Below are 22368 nucleotides of genomic sequence, written 5' to 3' on the forward strand. Positions count from 1 at the left end.
ACAAGCCGTTTGGGCTGTGGCTCAAAGTAAAATAACAAAAATTGAAAGCTTATTCTTGTATTTAAGACAGTTTTATCCGATTGTTTTTAAGTGCCGCGTCGCCGGCAGCAATGGGCGGTCCTGTCCCTCCACTGATCACATCGGAGATTTATTTATGCGTTTGTCTTTCATTTTGTTGGGCGGAGTGTTGCTATCCCCACTAGCCATGGCCAATTCGTATGTCATTGATACTGCCGGGTACACGTTAACGATCGGCGGCATTGCTGATGCGCCCACGCTACAAAGCTATGATTTTTTCTCGCAGCGACCATTTGGCGAGCCTGGCGTGCAAGAAGCGCTGTCTGGCCAGTTCACTTTGCCCACTATTGATTTACCTGCAGGGAGCCAGTATCAGAATGAGTTCACCTTGAGTCTGGTGATCAAACCGGGCTGGGCCTTTAATTACCTGACCTTTAGCGCTTCAAACCTGACTTATCTGTCATCGGGTACCGAACCGCTTCCCACGTTCTCCGCAAAGTGGAACGCCACGGCCTACGGTAGCGCTGCAGCCGATACGGTGGAGCTTCCGATTACAGAAGGCTATCTGGAGCAGCCCGGTTGGAAGACCGGCGATCTGCGCTACGCCTACTACTGGGTTGACGAGCCCTCCGTTGGCGCCAGCAATTACCCGCTTGACCTCGCAACCCATCCTTATCAGGTCGATCTGAATAATTTACTGACTTTAAGCGAACCGGATGGAAGCACCGCGTTGGGTACATCCTTCACGCCGCTTGTTGATGTCTCCGTGATGCGCGCCGTACCCGAACCCGAAACCTGGGCGCTAATGGGGCTTGGTCTGGTCGGCATGGTGGGTGCACGACGCAGCAGGCGTGTAAACCGCGTGAGGTAACACCCTGGATTCGAAGCGCGAGGACGATAGCAGACGCAAATGTTGCGGACTGCAACGGCAGGCATCGGTGTACACACCGCAGCAAGCTTGTAAGCCAAGCGCACGAGCATCTGTGGGTTGTGGTCATTCGGAGCAGAATTGCGGAAAGGATTTGCAGTTGGCGCGGGCCAGATAGCCGGCCGACGAAAGCAAAAAAGCCCTGACTAATCAGGGCTTTTTGCATTCATTCTGGCGGAGGCCGTGAGATTCGAACTCACGGAGGACTCACATCCTCGGCAGTTTTCAAGACTGCTGGTTTAAACCACTCACCCAGACCTCCATTCAGACCGGCAGAGCGATCTGAGGCGCGTATTCTAGCCGCAAACGGCGCGGCTGCCCAGCCGGACTTGCGTCCTGGCTTTGGGGCTTTACGCGGCGATCTTTTCCAGGACTGAAAATTGCGCAATGGCAGTGCGCGGGCCGCGTTCGGTGGCTTGCGCCAGACGGATGCGGTAGGCCTTGCCTTGCGCCGAGAGCCGGAATTCGCGGTTCTCATCGGCGTGGTGTTGCGGCACGATCAAAAAGCGGCCGGGCGCGGGGTTGACACTGTCGGGGCAATACAGCGCCAGCACGCGGCGCTGGTCGGGCAGCGAGGTCAGTTCCACCGCCACCGGGCTTTGCGACAACGTTTCGATGCCCACGTGCACTTCGCCGTCGCGGCTGCGGTTAATGCGGCGGATGGTGCCGATGGTAAACGGCTTGTTGCCGATACCGCTCATGCACACGATCTCGCCTACCAGCAGCTTGTCGTCGTTGGCGATGCGATAAGTAATGCCGATGCCGCCGTCGCTTTCGTTTTCCAGTTCCCAACGCGCCACGCCCATGCCGCTATCGGGCCGGGTGCCACGCAGAAACTGGATGATTTCCTCCAGCCCGCGCACCACATGGATGGGCTTTTGCGCGATGCGGCGTTCGTATTTGCGGATCGGCGCGGGGATTTCGCGGCACCACATATTGGCCAGATGCGTCAGCAGCTGCACATTGGCTTCGGTGCCGGTATCGGCGCGCAAACCCATAGCCGCGGGCGAGCCGCCTTGTTCCAGTCGCTGCGCCGCCTCGCGCATCTTCAGCACCAGCGCATCGGTGCTCCAGTAGCGCCAGTTTTCGCCAACCATATCGCGGCGCAAGCGTTTGGGCGGCGTAGCGCCACCGATATTTACGCCAAACAGCTGATGGTTGGGCCGGATTTCGCTTTCGATTTCCAGCAGGCCGCTCCAGCGCTTTAAAAACTGCGCGGTCATGCTGATCTGCACGGGTTGCATTTTGTCGGGCTGCGCCAGCGACAGCATCATGGCTTGCAGGTATTCGCTACGCACATCGCTAAACGGGGCGTCTTCGTACGCAGCCAGGCCTTCGCCCACGTAACCGCCTTGTTCGGCATAGGTATACAGGCGATGCAGGCTGCGCCAGGTGCGGCTTTCCAGATCCAGATAACGCAAATAGCACCAACGCGCCTGGGCCACGTAATAGCTCATGCCCCGCAAGCAGAACAAATGCAGTTGTTTATCCAGATTGCGCGCCTTGGTGGCCAGCGCCTGTTTGATACAGACGCGATAGGCGTCGCCCATTTCCTGCCAGAACGCCAGCATGGTTGGCAGCACTTGCTGCGGGCTGGCGGTTTCATCCAGGATGTTGCCTTCGCACACGTCCACCAGATGGCGTTGCAGATGGCGCGCTTTTTCGTCCAGATAGGGCACGGTGCGCAGTCGTTCTTTCAGCGAGATATCGCCATTGGCATTCATTTGCCGCAGTGCTTTTACGATCTCGATCTGTGCTTGCAGGATGTCGCTTTCAGGCAGCACCTGCATCAGCTGCGTGGCCGACTGAAAGTCATATACACCGTCTTGTTCTCGACGGTTAAGGAGGGCGCCTACCAGCCCCTTGAAATCAAACATTGGATTGGCCTCATTGAGCGGATGCCGAATGCCCTTTGCGGGTCAGACTGCGCACAGTATGCGCGTGTCACGAATCTGGAACAACTGCCTGACGCAAGCGGCCAGCTTACGGATTGGCGACGTAAAACAAAGCGTTACGCGGTGTGCTGCGCGCCAACCCGCGAAAATTGTAGGCGCTTGTGTATGTGTATCGTAAGTATGTGTCTGGCACGAAGAGGGCGCTGACACCGCGCGCCTGTCATCTGGCCAGGCCGCTGTCACCGCGGGTCGCACGCGCCGCAAGCGCGCTATGTTAGAATCCGCCGTTTTGCAATGTCCTGAATTTGAATCGCTTTCGTCCCACCACGCTGGGGCGGCGAAGGAAAACGCCAGAGATGATCAGTACCTCCAATATTACGATGCAGTTCGGCGCCAAGCCGCTGTTTGAAAAAGTCAGCGTCAAGTTTGGCGATGGCAACCGCTACGGCCTGATTGGCGCCAACGGCTGCGGTAAATCCACCTTTATGAAAATCCTGGGTGGCGATCTGGAACCGACCGCGGGCAATGTGGCGCTCGACCCCGGCGTACGTCTGGGCAAATTGCGCCAGGACCAGTTTGCTTATGAAGACCAGCGCGTCATCGACGTGGTGATGCAAGGCCATGGCGAGCTGTGGGCGGCCATCGCCGAACGCGACGCGATTTACGCGAATGCCGAAGCCACCGAAGACGATTACATGCGCGCCGCCGAGCTCGAAGGCGTGGTGGCCGAATACGACGGCTACACCGCCGAAGCGCGCGCCGGCGCGTTGTTGCTGGGCGCGGGCATTCCGCTGGAACAACATAATGGTCCGATGAGTGATGTGGCGCCGGGCTGGAAGCTGCGCGTGCTGCTGGCGCAGGCGCTGTTCAGCAATCCGGACGTGCTGTTGCTGGACGAACCGACCAACAACCTGGATATCAACACAATTCGCTGGCTGGAAGACGCCTTGAACGAGCGCGATTCCACCATGGTGATCATTTCGCACGATCGTCACTTTTTGAACCAGGTATGTACCCATATTGCCGATGTGGATTACCGCGAAATCCGCATCTACCCGGGCAATTACGACGATTACATGCTGGCCGCCACACAAGCGCGCGCCCGTTTGTTGACGGATAACGCCAAGGCCAAAGAAAAGGTGCAAGAACTGCAAGCGTTTGCCCAGCGCTTTGCCGCCAACAAATCCAAGAGCCGCCAGGCCACCAGCCGTTTGAAGCTGGCGGACAAAATCAAAGAGAACATGGTCGAGGTCAAGCCGTCGTCGCGGCAGAACCCGTACATCCGCTTTGATGTGGAAGACAAAGCCAAGCTGCACCGCTTTGCTTTTGATGCGGCCAATCTGTCCAAGTCGTTTGACAAGCCGCTGATCCAGAGCCTGACGCTGATTTTAGAAGCGGGTCAGAAGCTGGCCGTCATCGGTGGTAACGGCGTGGGTAAATCCACGCTGATGAAATTGCTGGTGGGCCAGTTGGCGCCCGATGCCGGTACCGTCAAATGGGCCGAAAAAGCGCAGCCCGGCTACTTTGCGCAGGACCACGAAGCCGACTTCGAAGAAGACATCACGCTGTTTGACTGGATGAAGCAATGGTCGCAACCGGGTACAGACGATCAGGTCATCCGCGGCATCCTGGGCCGCCTGCTGTTTGGCGGTGACGATGTGCACAAGTCGGTGAAGGTGCTGTCTGGCGGTGAGAAGGGTCGCATGCTGTACGGCAAGCTGATCCTGGAAACGCCCAACGTGCTGGTGATGGATGAGCCGACCAACCATATGGATATGGAATCGATCGAATCGTTGAACCTGGCGCTGGAGCTGTACAAAGGCACGCTGATTTTCGTATCGCACGACCGCCAGTTTGTGACTTCGCTGGCCACGCAGATTCTCGAATTGAACGGTGACGGCAGCTACACGCATTACGTGGGTGGCTATGAGGAATATCTGCACAGCCGCGGCGTGGAATAAACCGACCGGCCCAGTCCACTGCTGCAGCTAACAAAAACGCCCTCCGGGGCGTTTTTTTTTGGTCCGCGTTTTAGCGGACTAGAAACAGCATTCGCTTATGTTTGAACCTGTATGTAAGAGCCATATTGTATCGATGTAAGATTTATCTTATAGTCGGCGTAAGTGCCCTTAGGCCCGCCCACCATCGACGACCTTGCTGGAGCTTGCTGTGGTTTTCAGTTCGCCCGTGTTTCTGTTTCTGTTTTTGCCGCTGACGCTGGCGCTGTATTACCTGTTGGCGCGCAGCTATCGCAACGTGCTGCTGCTCTGCGCCAGCTTGCTGTTTTATGCGTGGGGCGAGCCGGTCTATGTGTTGCTGATGCTGGCGTCGATTGCGTTTAACTGGCTGGTCGGCATCGCCGTTGAGGCCACGGCGGGCAAGCGTATCTCGGGCTGGATACTGGGCGGGGCAGTGGGCGTTAACTTGCTGGTGCTGGCGCATTACAAATATGCGTTCTTTCTGGCCTCGGCCTTTAACAGCGTGGCGATACCGCTGTTTCACTTTGGCTATACCCCTGCCGCAGTCACATTGCCTTTAGGTATTTCGTTTTTTACCTTCCACGCTATTTCTTACATCGTGGATGTGCATCGCAAACAGGCGCATGCGCTAAAAAGCCCGTTGGATATGGGCGTATATATTTCGCTGTTTCCACAATTGGTGGCCGGCCCGATCATTCGTTTTCATGATATCGCCGAGCAAATCCAGAACCGCACCAACACCATGGACCGGTTCTGTTCCGGCATCGAACGCTTTTCGTTTGGCCTTGGCAAAAAGGTGTTGATTGCCAACACCATGGGCCAGATCGCTGATCAGGCCTTTGCCGTTACGCCGGGCGAATTGTCCACGCCAGTGGCCTGGCTGGGCGTGTTTTGTTACACGCTGCAGATTTACTTCGATTTCTCCGGCTATTCGGATATGGCGATTGGCCTGGCGCGCATGTTTGGTTTTGAGCTGACCGAAAACTTCAACTATCCGTATATCGCTCGCTCGGTGCGCGAATTCTGGCGGCGCTGGCATTTGTCGCTGTCCACATGGTTCCGCGACTATTTATACATCCCTCTGGGCGGCAATCGCGCTTCGCCTGCGCGGGTTAAATTCAATCTGTTTACCGTGTTTTTTCTGTGCGGCTTGTGGCACGGCGCCAGCTGGAATTTTGTGCTGTGGGGGATTTTCCACGGCGCGTTGCTGGTGCTGGAACGCGGTCGGCTGGGGCGCTGGGTGGATGCCTTGCCGCGCTGGGCCGGGCATATCTACACGCTGTTGCTGATCATGTTTGGCTGGGTGTTCTTCCGCGCCGATACCTTGCCGCATGCGCTGGCCTGGATTGGCGCGCTGGTCGGCTTTAGCCACGGCCACGGTCTGCCCGCGGCGTTACTGGCCAATATCACCTCGGTCACGTTGGTGACGGCGGTGTTGGGCATGATCTTGTCCACGCCCATTGCCACCAGCCTGTGCCGCGACTGGAAAAGCCGCATCTATCCGCCGCATGCCGCCGAGCCCTATCCGCCGATGGTGGCGCGCGTGGGCAACGGTCTGGCCAGTTTGCCAGGCATGACCGTCAGCGCGTTTGCCTCGCTGGGCATTTTGCTGCTGTGCGCCGCGCAACTGGCCGCCAGCACGTACAACCCCTTTATTTATTTCCGGTTCTGATATGGCGCGCTATTACCTGAAGGCTAAAGATTTGCTACTGGCGGCTCTGTTCTTGCTGTTTATCATCGGCCCGGTGATCAGCATGAGCCACAAAAGCAGCAACACCACCGAAGCGCGCGAGCTGGCCGGCATGCCCGCGCTTGAATTTACTCGCGATTCCTTGCGCACCTATCCGTCGCGCTTTGAAGCGTTTTTTAACGATCACTTTGGTTTGCGTGGCACGTTGCTCAAAGTAAATGCCGTGTTTACCGATAAATTGTTTGCCACTTCAGGCTCCAGCAAAGTGTTGTTCGGCCAGCATGACTGGCTGTTCTTTGCCGCAGAAGACGAGCTATCAGACATGTTGGGCCAAAGCCCGATGAGCAATGATCAATTGCAGACCTGGGCGCGCTATATCAAAGACCGCGGCGACTGGCTGCAGGCGCAACATATCCCGTACCGCTTTGTGGTCAGCCCGGAAAAACACAGCATTTATCACGATTTCTTACCGTCCAATGTGCAATACGCGGGCAAACCGCGCGCCGATGCGTGGCGTGCCGCGGTTAACGGTTCGCCCTATGTGGTGGACTTGCAAAGCGGCCTGCAAGCGCAGCGCGCGGTGGCGGGCGACAAGCTGTATCTGCACACCGATACGCACTGGACCAGTTGGGGCGCCTACACCGGCTACCGTCAGATTGTGCAATCGCTGGGTGGTGATTACGCCCGCCATGCGCTGCAATTTGCGCCCGCGGATTTCAGCCAGCGTGATGCGGGGCGCATGCGCGATCTGCAACGCATGGCGGGCCGCGCGGGCATCGAGGCGGACTACCAACCTGACCTCAACAAGCTGCCCGCTTGCCGCGAAGTGCCGACCGGTTTGCTGGCGCTGGGCACCGAACACGCTGACCGTAATGCACTGATGAGCTTTATCACGCAAAGCTGCCCGGGCGGTAAAGGCACGGCGCTGGTATTTCGCGATTCGTTTGTGACTGCGATGATTCCGTATCTGTCGCAAAGCTTTGCCCGCATCACTTATGTATTTGGCGAGCCCAACGATGATCTGTTTGTGCGCATGGTGCAGCAAGAGCATCCGGACGTAGTGATCGAGGAGCGCGTCGAGCGGTATCTACGCGTGCCGTTGCAAGCGCAACTGGGCCCGGCGTTGCAACGCCTGAAAGACCCGCAAGCGCGCGGCTACACCACGGCCGCCTTTGATGCGCGCCAGAATGCCTATGCCTTGCTGACGCGCAATGGCCAGCTCAAGCAGGACAGCAACGGCCGCTATTTTGAAAGCGCGGGCCAACGTTGGGGCAATGTGGTCGATACACCCATCGCGGATGCGGGCGGCCGCGTGCAGACCGCCAGCAAGTTCTACCGCGATTACGACGGCAAGTTTCTCGGCTATCAGATTGGCGGCTGGGCCGTCATGCAACACGACAAGGTCAGCGCGGATTACGTGCTGGTGGTGGCCGATGGCTATGCCTCTTTCGTCAAACCGGTGGACCAGGTGCAGGCCGACGTGGCTAACCGGTTTGATTCGGCGGGCGCGGCGCAATCGGGCTTCAGCTTTGTGCTGCCCGCCACCTTGCTGGAAAAGCACCCGTGCGACGTGCAGTTGTACGCGCTGCATGGTCGCGCGGCGGCGGCTATCGATATGAGCGCATTGCGTAAACAGATGAAAGTGGACCGGGGCGATGCGTGCGCGCCATTAGCGCCGCAGGCGGGCTTCTACTTCTGACCTTGAAGTTAGCCCCCCAAAACAACGGCCCGCACCCTGCGGGCCGTTGTTTATGGCGCGACGGCGGCATTAGCCAAAATGCAACGCGTTGGTCAGATCGCCGGGCGGCTGCGCGCCGCGTGCGGCGAACGCGTCATCACGCAGCTTGATGCCTTCCAGTTTCGGCAAGCCGTGGATGCGCGTAATCAAACGCAGAATCGACGTCGTGTCGTAAAAGGTATGGTCCACCACGCCGCGCTTGGCAAAGGGCGAAACCACAATGGCCGGAATGCGCGAACCTGGCCCCCAACGATCGCCTTTGGGCGGCGCCACGTGGTCCCACCAGCCGCCGTTTTCATCGTGGGTAATGATCACCACCATGTTTTTCCATTGCGGGCCGCCCATCAAATGCGACAACACATTGGCCACATGGCGATCACCGGATTCCACATCCGAATAACCGGCGTGCATGTTCAGATTGCCTTGTGGTTTATAAAACGCCACCGCAGGCAATTTGCCGGCAATCGCGTCGGCAATAAATTTGTTGGATAAAGGGCTATCGCCCAAGCCGCCGTCTTTTAAATGCTGGTCGCGCGCGGCGGTGCCGGGGCCGAATTGTTTAAAGTAATTAAACGGCTGATGGTGGAATTGGAAATTGGGCGTATCCGGGCCGCCTTTGCCATCCAGCGCCGCTTGCCAGCTACCAGCATACCAGGCCCAGCTGACGTTTTTGCGGCTAAGCAAATCGCCAATCGTGTCGTAGCTTTGCGGCGGGCACACCGCGGCATCGGCCGGATCCGCGCTTTGGGCGTCACCGCCTTCGGCTGGCGCAATCCAGCTGGGCTGATAGGGCGGGGCCAGGGTGTTGACGGCATAACCATCGGGTGTAATCGCACCGTTATTCACAAACCTGGGCACGCCATCCAGCGCCGAGGCCGGGCTGTCCTTGGCGACGCTTAAACGCGTACCCTGCGGGCCATCGTCCAGCACGGCAATTTTCTTTTTGGCGGCGGTTTGTGCGGCATTGAAATATTCATTGGGGCGGCTGGCAATCAGGTATTGGTGGTTCATATAAGAACCGCCAAACGCCGCCATAAAGAAGCGATCGCACAGCACATATTTGCGCGCAATCTGCCACATATTCAGGTTTTCGGCCGATTTTTCGTAATAGCCCATCACCAGACCGCCCGAATCCGCCCACGCGGCAAACTGGTCATTTTTGCCGCCATTAATCTGCATCTGGTTTTGGTAAAACACATGCCACAAATCGCGCGTGACCACCGCTTCGGGCAAGGGTTGGCCTTCGGCGTCTTTAAGCGCAAACGGCGCATTGGGCAGATGGGTAATCTGGTCTTCCTTGATCAGATAATATTTGCCGCCCACGGTCTGGCCTTTTTGCACCAGCCCGCCCCAGATTTTTGGCAGCGTGGTCAACGCTTTGCCATCGCGATCCAGCTGCGTGTATTGCTCCGGCTTTAAAGATGACAACGGCTGTTCCACGCCCGGAAAATCGCCATACAGATTGTTAAAGCTGCGGTTTTCCAGATAGATGACCACCACGTTCTTGATATGCGCTTTCAGTTGCGCATCCAGCGATCCGCCCTGCGCGGCGGGCGTCGCCGCGGCGGCCTCTTCGCTGGCCAGCGCGGGCAGCACGCCAGCGGCGCTAAGCGCGGCCAGGCCTTCCAGCATGCGGCGGCGCGAGGGGTTGGTGGGTTGGTCATCCAGTTCGGCGGCGTTTTGGGACTCGAATTCAGACGGGGTCATGGCAGGACTCGCGGCGTGATAAAAAAAGAGGACTTCCGGGGTCGGGATGCGCGCTATTTTGCTCGCATGCACAGCGGGTATACGCGCCGATTGTTAAATAAATTTGTAACCTGCTTGCAGATACAAATGCGCGCCCTCATTACCGAGGCTGGCCCTCACTCTTGAAGCGTTGCCACGCTTGCTCTAGCCTTTGCCCATGTCCAAGTCTCAGCCCCTGTTTTTACGCCCGTATCGCGCGCCTGCGTGGTTGCCGGGTGGCCATCTGCAAACGCTGTATCCGGCGCTGGCCTTGCGTCGCGGCGGGCCGGCGTTCCGGCGCGAAACCTGGCAAACGCCCGATGCCGATCAGATTGTGGTGGACTGGATGGACGCCGCCGATGCGCAGGCGCCGGTGCTGGTGCTGTTTCATGGCCTGGAAGGCAGCTCGGCCAGCCATTATTCGCAATCGCTATTTGCTGCGGCACGCGCGTTGGGCTGGCATGGGGTAGTGCCGCATTTCCGTTCCTGCGGCGAAGTCGAAAATCTTAAATTGCGCGCTTACCACGCGGGCGATACCGATGAAATTGACTGGATACTGGCGCGCATTCAGGCCGCGCATCCGGGCGTGCCGATCTTTGCGGCTGGCGTTTCGTTGGGCGGCAATGCCTTGCTGAAATGGCTGGGCGAGCAGGGCGCCGCCGCCCACCAGCGCATCCAGGCGGGCGCCGCCGTGTGTGCGCCGCTGGATCTGGCCGCCTGCGGCGCGGTGCTCGATACCGGGCTGAACCGCCATATCTACACACGCGAATTCTTGCGCACGCTCAAAGCCAAGATGCTGCACAAGCTGACCTTGCATGGCGACACTCAAATCGATCAGGCCGAAGTGCGCCGCGCCACCACGCTGCGCGCGTTTGATAACCTGGTGACGGCCCCGATCCACGGTTTTCGCGATGTCGATCACTATTGGCAGTCTTCCAGCAGCAAACCGCACCTGATCAACATTTGCGTGCCTACACTGGTCATCAATGCCCGCAACGATCCGTTTGTGCCCGCCGCCAGTTTGCCTACGCAAGCCGAGGTATCGACGGCAGTGACCTTGTTGCAGCCCGAACATGGCGGCCATGTCGGCTTTGCCTCGGGTGGCTTTACCGCGAACAACGTGCCTGGCCGGCTGGACTGGTTGCCCGGCACGTTGCTGGATTTTTTTAAAAGCAATCTCCCGACTCAGGAGTACGCATGATGGCGCAGATCGATCGCACTCTGTTCAAGGCTTATGACGTCCGCTCCACCGTCGACAAACTCACGCCGCAAGCCGCGTATTACATTGGCCGCGCCGCTGGCACCATGGCCGTGCGCGCGGGCCATACCCGCTTTGCCGTGGGCCGCGACGGCCGTTTATCCAGCCCGGTGCTGGCCGACCAGCTGATCAAAGGCCTGGTGGAATGCGGCCTGCACGTGCTGGACCTGGGCCTGGCCGCCACGCCGATGATGTATTACGCGGCGCTCTACCGCGCGGACGGTTGCGGCGCGGTGGTAACGGGTAGCCACAATCCGCCCGATTACAACGGCATCAAGATCATGGACGGCGGCGTAACCGTTGGCGACGCAAGGCTGGCCGGCCTGGCCGATCTGATCGAAGCCGAAGATTTTGTAACCGCGGTAGGCAAGGTCGAGCCGCTGATTATCGCCACCGATTACATCAACGGCGTATGCGAACAAAACGTGCTGGCCAAACCGCTGACCGTGGTCATCGATTGTGGCAACGGCGCGCCCGGCGCGTTTGCGCCGCAGCTGTATCGCCAGCTCGGTTGTCATGTCATCGAACTGTTTTGCGAGGTGGATGGGCATTTCCCTAATCACCATCCCGATCCGCAAGTGGCGGCCAATCTGGTTGATCTGCAAGCGGCCGTGGCGGCGCATAACGCCGATGTCGGCCTGGCGTTTGATGGCGATGGCGACCGCCTGGGCGTGGTCACCCGATCCGGCCGCACCGTGCCGGGGGATCGCATTTTGATGCTGTTTGCCGCCGATTGCCTGAAAGCGCAGCCGGGTGGCCACGTGCTGTACGACGTTAAATCGTCACGCGCGGTGTCGGCATGGGTGGAAGAACTGGGTGGCACCAGCGAAGCCATCGCCACCGGCCACACGCATATGAAAAAACGCCTGAAAGAAACCGGCGCGCTAGTGGCGGGTGAATTGTCCGGCCATCTGGCCTTCGGGCAATGGAAGTTTGATGACGGCCTGTACGCCGGTGCGCGCATCGCCCGCATGATTGCCGGCGGTGTTGATCTGGACCAGTTGCTGGACGATATGCCGCAATACCAGTCGTCGCCCGAAGTGCAGGTGCACGTGGATGAAGATGGCCACAGCGTGGTGCGCCGCATTGCCACCACGGCGCAGTTTCCCACTGCTAAAGAAATCATCACCATCGATGGTTTACGTATCGAATATGCGGACGGCTTTGGCCTGATCCGCGCCTCCAACACCACGCCAGTGCTGACGTTGCGGTTTGAAGCCGAAACGCCCGAAGCGCTGGCGCGGATCCGTAATGAAATCAAAGCTGCCATCGCTCCGCTGCAATGGCCCGAGGACGCCGCATGACCGCTGTTTTGCCCGCTCGCCACATCATCGCCGCACAAGTGGCCGCTACGCTCACCGAAGACGTCGGCGCCGCCGATTACACCGCCATGCTGATCCCGGCCGACCGCCACGGCAGCGCCGCCGTGGTGGCGCGCGAGGCCGCCGTCATTTGCGGCCAGGCCTGGTTTGAAGAAGCGCTGCATCAGGTTAACCTGGCCTGCCAGGTGGCATGGCAGGTGGCCGAGGGCGATACCGTCGCGCCCAATACCGTGCTGTGCACCTTGCAAGGCCCGGCGCGCAGTCTGCTGACGGCCGAGCGCACCGCGCTTAACTTTCTGCAATTGCTGTCGAGCGTCGCCACCGAAACCCGTCGCTATGCCGAGGTGATCGCTGGTACCCGCGCCAAGGTGTATGACACGCGCAAAACCTTGCCCGGCCTGCGGCTGGCGCAAAAGTACGCGGTACGCGTGGGCGGGGGTGAAAACCAGCGCATTGGCTTGTACGACGGCATTCTGATCAAGGAAAACCACATCATGGCCGCGGGCGGCATCGCCCAGGCGCTGGCGGCCGCACGCGAGATTGCGCCGGCGCATGTCAGCATCCAGATCGAAGTGGAAAATCTGGACGAGCTGGAGCAAGCGCTGGCCGGCGGTGCGGTGTCGGTGTTGCTGGACAACATGAGCCTGGCCGATATGCGCTCGGCCGTGGCGCGCGCTGCAGGCAAGGCGGTGCTGGAGGCGTCGGGCGGCATTGACCTTGAACAGATACGCGCGATTGCCGAAACCGGCGTCGACCGGATTTCGGTGGGCAAGCTGACCAAGGACGTGCGCGCCATCGATTTGTCGATGCGTTTTGCCCTGTAAGCCACGCGCGGCGTACGGCGGTCACATCGTGATATGAAATCGGCGGGTGGATGGTTTAGGCTCAAGGCGGAATCGCAATTCCATGTTTTGCCCAAAGACCATAAAACCAGAAACCCAAAGAGGACATACCAGGATGGAGACCCGGCAACAGATGCAAGTCGATCATGAATGGCGCCGCTGGCTAGCGGAAAACCTGATTCTGGGCAGCAACCCTGCCGAGCTGGTGGGCATCATGATCCACGCGGGCGTCGACCCCGAAACCGCGCGCGCGGAAATTGATCAGGCTTTGGCCAGCCCTTATCTGGCGGGCGCACAGCGTTTAAAGAATCGTCTGGCCAAGCGCGAATGGATATTGAATAGCCAGCGCCAACTTAATCGCCAACGCCCGGCAGAAATTCCACGGCGGCACCAATTAAGCACCGATGAATTCTTTAACGATTTCTATACCACCGGCCGCCCGGTGATCATTACCGGCATGATGGACAATTGGCCGGCCATGCAGAAATGGAATCTCGATTATTTTGCCGAGCGCGCCGGCGACAAAATGGTGGAAGTGCAAGGCGCGCGCGAAACCGATGCGCAGTATGAAATCAACAAGTTGCAGCACAAGCAGACCATGCGCTTTGCCGATTATCTCAATCAGGTCAAACACGCCGGCCGCACCAATGATTTCTATATGACGGCCAATAACACCAGCCAGAACCGGCGCGAGCTGGCGGTGCTGTGGCAAGACATCGTACAGATCCCCGAATACCTGAATACCCGCAGCGCCGATCAGGGCTTTTTATGGATCGGCCCGGCGGGCACCATTACGCCGTTCCACCATGATCTGACCAATAACTTTATGGCGCAGGTGATTGGCCGCAAACACGTGTTGCTGATGCCCGCGTGTGAATTGCCCGCCGTATACAATCACGAACACTGTTTTACCCATGTCGATGGCCGCGATATTGATTACAACCGCTATCCCTTGATGCGCGGCGCGCAAGTGCTGGAATGCACGCTGAATCCGGGCGAGATTCTGTTTTTGCCCGTGGGTTGCTGGCATTTTGTAGAAGGGCTGGATATTTCGGTCACCGTGTCTTTTATCAACTTTAAATGGGATAACGACTTCACCAGCTTTTATCCCGAACAAAAAGCGTTTTAAGGCTCCGTTATGTTGCTTGATCCCACCCAGCTGTATGGCTTTCTGGCCGCCGCCCTGTTGATTACGCTGTCGCCCGGCCCCGATAACCTGATGGTGTTGGGGATGGGCATGGCGCGCGGGCGTAAACAGGGCATTGCGTTTGGCCTGGGCTGCGCGCTGGGCTGTCTGTTTCATACCGCCCTGGCCACGCTGGGTATCAGCGCGCTGATCGCGGCATCGCCGTTGGCGTTTACCGTATTTAAAGTGGCGGGTGGCTTGTGGTTGATCTGGTTGGGTATTCAAGCCTGGCGTAGCCGCGGTGGCGCGCATGCGGCGGCGCATGCCACCACCGAATCGCCATGGCGCTTGTTTGGCAAAGGCATGTTGGCCAATGCCATCAATCCCAAGGTGGTGCTGTTTTTTCTGGCGTTTCTGCCGCAGTTTGTGATTACCGCGCACGGCCAGGTGGCGTGGCAAACCGCACAATTGGGTTTGCTGTTTACGCTACAGGCGTGTGTGGTGTTTGGCGCGCTCGGATTTTTCTCGGGCGCGGTGGGGCAGTGGATTAACCGGCGGCCGCGCGCGGGGTTGTGGCTGGATCGCATCGCGGGCACCATTTTTCTGGGTCTGGGCGTGCGTTTGCTGGTTAGCCGCAGCTGAGCTGACTGTAAAGCGTGGCTTGCGGCGGCCCTGTCGCAAGCCACAGCCAGATGTCCGTCATTGACGCCCAAGCCGCGATTGGGCTAAGGTCGCGGGATTTTCCGCACGGTTTCCACCATGTCCAAAACCGTCAAACAGCCCGAGAATTTTGAAGCCGGGTATGCCGAACTCGAAACCCTGATTGCCCAGCTGGAATCAGGCAATCTGTCGCTCGATGCCGCACTGGCTGCGTATCAGCGTGGCCAGGGCCTGTTGCAATATTGCGAAGGCAAGCTGGCAGATGCTGAACGTCAGCTGAAAGTGCTGGAGGGCGAACGCTTGCAGCCACTCAATCCCGATACCGGGGATGTGGCATGAGCGATTTCAAACTCTGGATGAGCCAGACCCAAGCCAGCATGGAAGACGTGCTGGCGCAACTGCTGCCTGCCGCGCACCACGTGCCGTCGCGTCTGCATGATGCGATGCGCTATGCCGTGCTCGATGGCGGCAAACGCGTGCGTCCGTTGCTGGTGTTTGCGGCGGGCGAACTGGTTAACGCCGACGTCGCCTGTATGCAGCGCGCCGCCGCGGCGGTAGAGATGATCCACGCGTATTCGTTGGTGCATGACGATATGCCGCCGATGGACAACGACAGCCTGCGGCGCGGCAAACCTACCGTGCACGTTAAATACGACGAAGCCACCGCGCTGCTGGTGGGCGATGCCCTGCAAGCGCTGGCGTTCGAAGTACTGGCTGGCGCGCCGCTGCAGGGCCGTCCGCAAGAATTGGTGCAGATGCTGCAATTGCTGGCGCGCGCCGCCGGTAGCCAGGGCATGTGCGGCGGCCAGGGCATTGATCTGTACGGCGTCGGCCAGGCCTATACGCTGCCGCAGCTGGAGATGATGCACATCCTTAAAACCGGTGCGCTGATCCGCGCCAGCGTATTGCTGGGCGCGGGCTGTGGCGATGCCTTGAGCGATGCGCAGCGCCAGCAGCTCGATCATTTTGCCAAGTGCATGGGCCTGGCGTTTCAGGTGGTGGATGACGTGCTGGATGAAGAAGCCGACACCGCCACGCTGGGTAAAACCGCTGGCAAAGATGCCGCCAATCACAAGCCTACCTATGTGTCTTTGCTGGGCCTGAAAGGCGCCAAAGAAAAAGCGGCCGAATTGCTGGCCGAAGCACGCGCCGCGCTTGCACCGTTTGGTGAACGCGGACAGCGTCTGCAGCAACTGGCCGACTATATTGTCGACCGCCGCCACTAAAAGAACGCTCCATGACCAGTTTGCTTGATCAAATCAATCTGCCGGCCGATTTGCGCCGGCTGAACAAAGACGACCTGCCGCAGGTGGCCAGCGAGCTGCGCCAGTATCTGCTCGACTCGATCAGCAGCACGGGCGGGCACTTTGCCTCCAACCTCGGCGCGGTCGAACTGACCGTGGCCTTGCATTATGTGTTTGATACCCCGCATGACCGCCTGGTGTGGGATGTGGGTCACCAAAGCTATCCGCACAAGATTCTGACTGGCCGCAAAGAGCGCATGAACACTATGCGCAAACAGCATGGCCTGGCCGGTTTTCCCAAGCGCGAAGAAAGCGAATACGACACCTTTGGCGTGGGCCATTCCAGCACCTCGATCGGCGCGGCGTTGGGGTTTGCCGAAGCGGCCAAACTTAAAGGCGAACAACGCAAATCGATTGCCGTGATTGGCGATGGCTCGATGACCGCGGGCATGGCGTTTGAGGCGCTCAACAACGCCGGCGAGCGCGATGTTGACCTGCTGGTGATCCTGAACGACAACGAAATGTCGATCTCGCCCAACGTCGGCGCGCTCAACAGCTATCTGGCGCGGCTGTTGTCGGGCAAGTTCTACAACGGTTTTCGCAATGTGTCGGACCGCGTGCTGACCGCCGTGCCGCCGTTGCGCGAGCTGGCCAAACGCAGCGAAGAACACGTTAAAGGCCTGCTGACGCCGGGCACGCTGTTTGAAGAATTCGGCTTTAACTACATCGGCCCGATTGATGGCCACGATATCGACACGCTGGTTGCGACACTGTCGAATATCAAAAAGCTGTCGGGTCCGCAGTTTCTGCATGTGGTCACCAAAAAAGGCCAGGGCTACAAGCTGGCCGTGGCCGATCCGGTCAAATATCACGCCGTTAGCCCGTTTACGCCGGAGAACGGCATGCCGGTGGCCAAGGCGGCCAGCAAGCCGACGTACACGCAGATCTTTGGCGACTGGCTGTGCGATATGGCCGCGCAGGATGATCGCCTGGTGGGCGTAACGCCGGCCATGCGCGAAGGCTCGGGCCTGGTGCGCTTTGCCGAAGAACATCCCACGCGCTACTTTGATGTCGGCATCGCCGAGCAACACGCAGTGACCTTTGCCGCGGGCCTGGCCTGTGAGGGCATGAAGCCGGTGGTGGCGATCTATTCCACCTTCTTGCAACGCGCCTACGACCAATTGATCCATGACGTGGCGCTGCAGAATCTGCCGGTGGTGTTTGCGATTGACCGCGCTGGCCTGGTGGGCGCGGATGGTCCGACCCATGCAGGTGCTTACGATTTGTCGTTTATGCGCTGCATTCCCAACCTGGCCATTCTGGCGCCGGGCGACGAAAACGAATGCCGTCAGATGCTCTACACCGCGTACAAACACGACGGCCCCAGCGCGGTGCGCTACCCGCGCGGCAGCGGCAACGGCACCCCGATCGAAACCACGATGACGGCGTTGCCATGGGGCAAATCGGACACGCGCCGCGTAGGCAAGAACGTAGCCATCCTCAGCTTCGGCGCGCGCCTGCCCGCTGCGCTGCAGGCCGGTGAGGCGCTGGATGCCACGGTAGTGAACATGCGCTTTATCAAGCCGCTGGACGAAGCCCGCCTGCTGGAGCTGGCCGCCACGCACGATCTACTGGTGACGGTGGAAGACAACGCCATCATGGGCGGCGCGGGCAGCGCAGTGCTCGAAGTGCTGTCGGCACACCAACTGACCACGCAAACGCTGCTGTTGGGGCTGCCGGATGCCTACGTCGAGCATGGCGAGCAGGGCCAGTTGCTGGCCGATTGCGGACTGGACGGGGCTGGGATTGAAGCGGCCATCAAGGCACGATTGGGCGCTTGATCCGCTGAGACCGGAAGCGAAAAGCCAGGCTGGACGACAGCCTGGCTTTTTTTTACGCGACTGCCTGACGCAAGACCCGGCGCTCGAAGTCGCCGATTCGCGCCACGCGGTTTCAAGACGTCACTTTGGGTGGTGGGTCTAGACCCACCCTATAACTAACCGTTCTTCACGGGCTTTTCTGTGCGAGCGGGCTGCCAATAGGGTCGGTCGAGACCCACCACTCAAAGCCGCCGATTCGTGCCACGCGGCGTCAAGCCGCCACATCTGGACAAGAACCGCCGCGTGGATTGCGTTGCCTTGTGATCAACCCAACGCCTTAGTGCGCGCCAGCGTGGCGTTGACCGCCTCGAACCACGCGTTGCGCATGCCGGCTTTTTCCAGCGCCGCTACGCCTGCGATGGTGGTGCCGCCGGGTGAGCAGACCTGGTCTTTCAGCACGCCCGGATGCTGCCCGCTATCGCGTACCAGTTGCGCCGAGCCCAACACCGCCTGGCTGATCACGGCATAGGCCTGGGCGCGTGGCATGCCGTTTTGCACGGCGGCGTCGGCCATGGCTTCGATCATCATGTAAACCCACGCGGGCGACGAGCCGGCAATGGCCGAGAACACATCAAACTGGCCTTCAGCGATCCAGACCGCGCGGCCGAAGCTTTCGAACACGGCGGTGACGTCGCTGCGGCGCGCTTCGGGCAGGCCCGCGCTGCCACACAGCGCGCTCATGCCCGCGCCGACGCTGGCGGGCGTATTGGGCATGCTGCGCACAATATGCGTTTGCGTACCGATATGTGATTGCACGCGCGCAATCGTGTAACCCACCGCCACCGTCACCAGCGTATGCCGCGCCTGCAGTGGCGGGGCCAGCGTGGCCAGCATGGCGTCGTAGCCTTGTGGCTTGACCGCCAGCACCAGCACATCGGCGCGCGCCGCCAGATCTTCCAGCGATTGCGCAATCTGCAAGCCATAGCGCGTTTGCAGATCGGTCAGTTTGCCCATGGACCGGTTAAAGCCGTGGATTTGCCAGTCGGGATGGCTGCTGTGCAAACCGGCGATCATGGCGCTGGCCATGTTGCCGGTGCCGATAAAACCGATGTTCATGCGGGGCTCCGGAAAACGTCGAAACCGGCATCTTACCCAAGCGCTCAAAATGGCGCGCTGCGGGTTTTCCACAGTACGTTCGTTCTATATTCGGCGCGGGTTGCAGCCCGATCCGGTTATCCACCCACAAGCATGCACAAGCATGTGTACGGGCTGTGGACAAGCCCGTCAGAACGCTGATCCGATAGCGTTTTTTTGGGTCGCCTGTTTTTTGAACGATGGGCCCGGATCGGGCGTTATCGGTCGCAAATGGGGATAAAACGGCCGCATAAGCGCCGGCGCCACCGCCGGTGTGGGGAAAACCCACGTTTATCCACGCTGGCAACCGCACAAGGGTGTGTGCCGCCTGTGGATACGCCCGCTAACTGCCTGATGCGACGGGTTTAATTGGCGTTGCCTAAATTTTGGGCATGGCTCGCGGCTTTCTCACACTGGCGCAGGGTCGGGGTGTGTAGAGGCTGTGGACAAGCCAGCTAAGTCACCGGCCCGCCTGGGTTTTTTTGCGCTGCCTGTTTTTTAGGCGGATGGCGTCTGTCCACGCGGGTCGCCAAGCGGCGGTCGGAAAGTCGCGGTGGTTATCCCCGTTTATCCACCTGCTTGTTGCAACAAGTCTGTGTGAGGCTTGTGGATAGCCGGGGTAAAGCCTTGTTTGCATAAGGGTTTTAGACACTGCCTAAAACACGGGCAGCGTAAAAGCGGATATAATCGCGGCCATTACACCTTCGCCCCGCAGCGCCACCGAGCGGGGCTTTGCTTTTGCTGGATACCGCCATGACCCTGAAAGCCCCTGAGCTATTGCTCCCCGCCGGCACGCTGGACAAGATGCGCGCCGCCTATGACTACGGCGCTGACGCCGTTTACGCTGGCCAGCCGCGTTACAGCCTGCGTGCGCGCAACAACGAATTCAAGCTGGAACAACTGCAACAAGGCATCGAAGAAGCGCACGCCCGCGGCAAGAAGCTGTTTGTGGCGTCCAACATCCTGCCGCACAACGCCAAGATCAAAACCTATCTGTCGGATATGGAACCGGTTATCGAAATGAAGCCGGATGCACTGATCATGGCCGACCCCGGCCTGATCATGATGGTGCGTGAGAAATGGCCCGAAGTGCCGGTGCATCTGTCGGTGCAGGCCAATACGGTGAACTACATGGGCGTCAAGTTCTGGCAGAAGCTGGGCCTGACCCGCATCATCCTGTCGCGCGAACTGTCGCTGGATGAAGTTGAAGAAATCCGCCAGCAATGCCCGGATATGGAAATCGAAGTGTTTGTGCACGGCGCGCTGTGCATTGCCTATTCGGGCCGCTGTTTGCTGTCGGGCTACTTTAACCACCGTGATCCCAACCAGGGCACCTGTACCAACGCCTGCCGCTGGGATTACAAGGTGCATGAAACCAAAGATGACGACGCCGGCGACGTGCAAGTCATCAAGTTTGATTTCAACAAGGCGCTGGAAGAAGCCAACCAGGCGTTCTCGGCCTGTGGCGACGTGCCGCGCCATCCGGAAGCCGACAAGGTTTATCTGATTGAAGAGGGCAACCGCCCCGGCGAAATGATGCCGATCATGGAAGATGAACACGGCACCTACATCATGAACTCCAAAGATTTGCGCGCCGTGCAGCACGTGGAGCGCTTGGCGCAGATTGGTGTGGATTCGCTCAAGGTGGAAGGCCGCACCAAGTCGATGTATTACGTCGCGCGTACCGCGCAGGTGTATCGCCAGGCAATCGATGATGCAGTGGCGGGCCGGCCGTTTAATCCGGCGCTGCTGGCCGATCTGGATGGTCTGGCTAACCGCGGCTATACCGATGGCTTTTTGCAACGCCATCAAAGCCAGGAAACGCAGAACTACATCAAGGGCCATTCCGAATCCAAGCGCAGCCAGTTTGTGGGCGAAGTGGCCAGCATTCGCGACGGCTGGGCCGATATCGAAGTCAAAAACCACTTTGAAGTGGGCGACCAACTGGAAATCATCCATCCCAGCGGCAACCAGATCATCGATCTAACCTCGATGCGCGGCAAAGAAGGCGAGCCGGTGAAAGTGGCGGCAGGCAATGGCGTCAAGGTGTCGATTCCGCTGGATGCGCGCTTTGAGAAGGCCCTGATTGCACGTCTGATGTAAACAACCCTGGTATCACCCCGAACCCGGCCCTGCGCCGGGTTTTTTATGGCCGCGCGTTACAGCCCGCGCCACAGCCTTGCCCGCGGCGGTGACTGCATCGCGCGGGCGCTTTACACTTTGTGTCTGGGCCCCTCGGAGACACATCATGACAAACAGAGCCCGCGACCCGCACGGCGCCGGTATCCAGAATGCAGAATGGTTTCGCCTGACTTATGGCAACAACGCCAGCGCGCAATGCGAAGTCTGTGGCGATGAGCTGGTGCTGCGCGTCGCGCATCCGCCGCATACGGTGACGCACTTTGCGCATAAATCCGGCAGCCAATGCAGTTCGATTGAAAGCGCACGCCGACATTTTCTGGATCTGCCCCCCTCAGCCAAAGACCCGCAAAACGGCCGCCGCGTGCGCGAACATTTGCTGGCTAACCTGTACCCTATTTATCTGAAGGCGTTTTCGATTTCGGGGCGCAAGCTGGCGTGGGGTGATTTCCAGCGCGCGATTATCGATGCGCAACAACGCGGGCTGTTTGATTACGCCGGGCTGCCGGTGCATTACTTGCCGTATTTGCTGCTGTGCATTTGTCCGCAGAAGTTTCACGACAAAACCACCTACGACACGCGCGATGCTTATTTTGTGTTGCAAAGCGGCCTGAAGCATTTTGACGATCTGTGGAACAAGCCGGACCAGGTGGCGCAAACGCTGTGGAAGGTGTCGCATATCGAACGCCACGCCACGCGCGATCCGCAAGGGCCAGGCGAGTTGTTTACTGAACTGGAAGCCATCGCCATCGATGACGCGCCGTTTTATATCCCGCCGTGGCTGGACAAGGCGCACGCCAAGCTGGCGCCCCATCTGGGGCTGTAACCTCGGCCGGCTTTGCCGGTGTTG

The 22368-nt window shown here is 59.3% G+C and carries 17 protein-coding genes and 1 tRNA gene; 14 read left to right on the top strand and 4 right to left on the bottom strand.

Annotated elements, in window-relative coordinates; all coding sequences use genetic code 11:
• Window positions 1-154: 154 nt before the first annotated feature.
• Window positions 155-889 (top strand): PEP-CTERM sorting domain-containing protein, encoded by a 735-nt coding sequence (locus WG78_RS02850; protein ID WP_083458737.1) that lies wholly within the window; start codon window positions 155-157, stop codon window positions 887-889.
• Window positions 890-1118: 229 nt separating this feature from the next.
• On the opposite strand, the gene WG78_RS02855 is transcribed toward WG78_RS02850, so the two are convergent.
• Window positions 1119-1208, bottom strand: a tRNA-Ser gene (locus tag WG78_RS02855).
• Between the two features lie 88 nt (window positions 1209-1296).
• Window positions 1297-2823, bottom strand: coding sequence for a cyclic-di-GMP receptor FimW-related protein (locus WG78_RS02860; RefSeq protein ID WP_053936282.1), 1527 nt, complete (start codon window positions 2821-2823; stop codon window positions 1297-1299).
• A gap of 374 nt (window positions 2824-3197) precedes the next feature.
• On the opposite strand from WG78_RS02860, the gene WG78_RS02865 reads away from it, so the two are divergent.
• From WG78_RS02865 to WG78_RS02875, 3 genes are all read left to right on the top strand, one after another.
• A complete protein-coding gene (locus tag WG78_RS02865; protein WP_053936283.1) occupies window positions 3198-4802 on the top strand; it encodes an ABC-F family ATPase in 1605 nt (534 codons plus the stop codon).
• A gap of 208 nt (window positions 4803-5010) precedes the next feature.
• Window positions 5011-6492, top strand: a complete 1482-nt coding sequence (locus WG78_RS02870; protein WP_053936638.1) for an MBOAT family O-acyltransferase — start codon at window positions 5011-5013, stop codon at window positions 6490-6492.
• A 1-nt stretch (window position 6493) separates the two neighbouring features.
• On the top strand, window positions 6494-8209 hold the full coding sequence (locus WG78_RS02875) for an alginate O-acetyltransferase AlgX-related protein (protein ID WP_053936284.1): 1716 nt from the start codon (window positions 6494-6496) through the stop codon (window positions 8207-8209).
• Window positions 8210-8278: 69 nt separating this feature from the next.
• Here the strand turns inward: WG78_RS02875 and WG78_RS02880 are convergent, their stop codons facing one another.
• Entirely contained in the window at window positions 8279-9955 is a 1677-nt protein-coding gene (locus WG78_RS02880) for an acid phosphatase (protein WP_053936285.1), read from the bottom strand.
• Window positions 9956-10151: 196 nt separating this feature from the next.
• Between WG78_RS02880 and WG78_RS02885 the strand changes: the two genes are divergently transcribed.
• The 8 genes from WG78_RS02885 to dxs all read left to right on the top strand — a co-directional run bounded on the left by WG78_RS02885 (window position 10152) and on the right by dxs (window position 18266).
• Entirely contained in the window at window positions 10152-11174 is a 1023-nt protein-coding gene (locus WG78_RS02885) for a YheT family hydrolase (RefSeq protein WP_053936286.1), read from the top strand.
• Window positions 11174-12535, top strand: a complete 1362-nt coding sequence (locus WG78_RS02890; protein ID WP_053936639.1) for a phosphomannomutase/phosphoglucomutase — start codon at window positions 11174-11176, stop codon at window positions 12533-12535. Before WG78_RS02885 ends, WG78_RS02890 begins: the two co-directional genes overlap by 1 nt.
• Window positions 12532-13377 (top strand): carboxylating nicotinate-nucleotide diphosphorylase, encoded by an 846-nt coding sequence (nadC, locus tag WG78_RS02895; protein WP_053936287.1) that lies wholly within the window; start codon window positions 12532-12534, stop codon window positions 13375-13377. Before WG78_RS02890 ends, nadC begins: the two co-directional genes overlap by 4 nt.
• 151 nt (window positions 13378-13528) lie before the next feature.
• Complete coding sequence (locus WG78_RS02900; RefSeq protein WP_236691967.1) at window positions 13529-14524, top strand: cupin-like domain-containing protein; 996 nt, start codon at window positions 13529-13531, stop codon at window positions 14522-14524.
• 9 nt (window positions 14525-14533) lie between these two features.
• The gene (locus tag WG78_RS02905; protein ID WP_053936289.1) at window positions 14534-15163 is read left to right on the top strand and encodes a LysE family translocator; all 630 of its coding nucleotides are present in this window, start codon (window positions 14534-14536) and stop codon (window positions 15161-15163) included.
• Window positions 15164-15280: 117 nt separating this feature from the next.
• Complete coding sequence (locus tag WG78_RS02910; RefSeq protein WP_053936290.1) at window positions 15281-15520, top strand: exodeoxyribonuclease VII small subunit; 240 nt, start codon at window positions 15281-15283, stop codon at window positions 15518-15520.
• On the top strand, window positions 15517-16407 hold the full coding sequence (locus tag WG78_RS02915) for a polyprenyl synthetase family protein (RefSeq protein WP_053936291.1): 891 nt from the start codon (window positions 15517-15519) through the stop codon (window positions 16405-16407). The genes WG78_RS02910 and WG78_RS02915 overlap by 4 nt, the downstream gene beginning before the upstream one ends.
• Before the next feature lie 11 nt (window positions 16408-16418).
• Window positions 16419-18266 carry a 1-deoxy-D-xylulose-5-phosphate synthase gene (dxs, locus tag WG78_RS02920; protein ID WP_053936292.1) on the top strand — a complete coding sequence of 616 codons (1848 nt, stop codon included), beginning with the start codon at window positions 16419-16421 and terminating at the stop codon, window positions 18264-18266.
• A gap of 303 nt (window positions 18267-18569) precedes the next feature.
• Here the strand turns inward: dxs and proC are convergent, their stop codons facing one another.
• On the bottom strand, window positions 18570-19361 hold the full coding sequence (proC, locus tag WG78_RS02925; RefSeq protein WP_053936293.1) for a pyrroline-5-carboxylate reductase: 792 nt from the start codon (window positions 19359-19361) through the stop codon (window positions 18570-18572).
• Window positions 19362-20138: 777 nt separating this feature from the next.
• Between proC and trhP the strand changes: the two genes are divergently transcribed.
• Window positions 20139-21482, top strand: a complete 1344-nt coding sequence (gene trhP, locus WG78_RS02930) for a prephenate-dependent tRNA uridine(34) hydroxylase TrhP (RefSeq protein ID WP_053936640.1) — start codon at window positions 20139-20141, stop codon at window positions 21480-21482.
• Window positions 21483-21627: 145 nt separating this feature from the next.
• On the top strand, window positions 21628-22344 hold the full coding sequence (locus WG78_RS02935) for a hypothetical protein (RefSeq protein ID WP_053936294.1): 717 nt from the start codon (window positions 21628-21630) through the stop codon (window positions 22342-22344).
• Window positions 22345-22368 lie beyond the last annotated feature (24 nt).

This window comes from Amantichitinum ursilacus (assembly GCF_001294205.1).
In the GTDB taxonomy this organism is placed as follows: Bacteria; Pseudomonadota; Gammaproteobacteria; order Burkholderiales; family Chitinibacteraceae; genus Amantichitinum; species Amantichitinum ursilacus.

Bases quoted from the DNA above. Each gene is read 5' to 3' on its own strand.
- WG78_RS02875 (WP_053936284.1), top strand. From the start codon at position 6,494: ATGGCGCGCTATTACCTGAAGGCTAAAGATTTGCTACTGGCGGCTCTG.
- WG78_RS02915 (WP_053936291.1), top strand. From the start codon at position 15,517: ATGAGCGATTTCAAACTCTGGATGAGCCAGACCCAAGCCAGCATGGAA.
- WG78_RS02900 (WP_236691967.1), top strand. From the start codon at position 13,529: ATGCAAGTCGATCATGAATGGCGCCGCTGGCTAGCGGAAAACCTGATT.
- nadC (WP_053936287.1), top strand. From the start codon at position 12,532: ATGACCGCTGTTTTGCCCGCTCGCCACATCATCGCCGCACAAGTGGCC.
- WG78_RS02850 (WP_083458737.1), top strand. From the start codon at position 155: ATGCGTTTGTCTTTCATTTTGTTGGGCGGAGTGTTGCTATCCCCACTA.
- WG78_RS02905 (WP_053936289.1), top strand. From the start codon at position 14,534: ATGTTGCTTGATCCCACCCAGCTGTATGGCTTTCTGGCCGCCGCCCTG.
- proC (WP_053936293.1), bottom strand. From the start codon at position 19,361: ATGAACATCGGTTTTATCGGCACCGGCAACATGGCCAGCGCCATGATC.
- WG78_RS02890 (WP_053936639.1), top strand. From the start codon at position 11,174: ATGGCGCAGATCGATCGCACTCTGTTCAAGGCTTATGACGTCCGCTCC.
- dxs (WP_053936292.1), top strand. From the start codon at position 16,419: ATGACCAGTTTGCTTGATCAAATCAATCTGCCGGCCGATTTGCGCCGG.
- WG78_RS02910 (WP_053936290.1), top strand. From the start codon at position 15,281: ATGTCCAAAACCGTCAAACAGCCCGAGAATTTTGAAGCCGGGTATGCC.
- WG78_RS02885 (WP_053936286.1), top strand. From the start codon at position 10,152: ATGTCCAAGTCTCAGCCCCTGTTTTTACGCCCGTATCGCGCGCCTGCG.
- WG78_RS02865 (WP_053936283.1), top strand. From the start codon at position 3,198: ATGATCAGTACCTCCAATATTACGATGCAGTTCGGCGCCAAGCCGCTG.
- WG78_RS02860 (WP_053936282.1), bottom strand. From the start codon at position 2,823: ATGTTTGATTTCAAGGGGCTGGTAGGCGCCCTCCTTAACCGTCGAGAA.
- WG78_RS02935 (WP_053936294.1), top strand. From the start codon at position 21,628: ATGACAAACAGAGCCCGCGACCCGCACGGCGCCGGTATCCAGAATGCA.
- WG78_RS02880 (WP_053936285.1), bottom strand. From the start codon at position 9,955: ATGACCCCGTCTGAATTCGAGTCCCAAAACGCCGCCGAACTGGATGAC.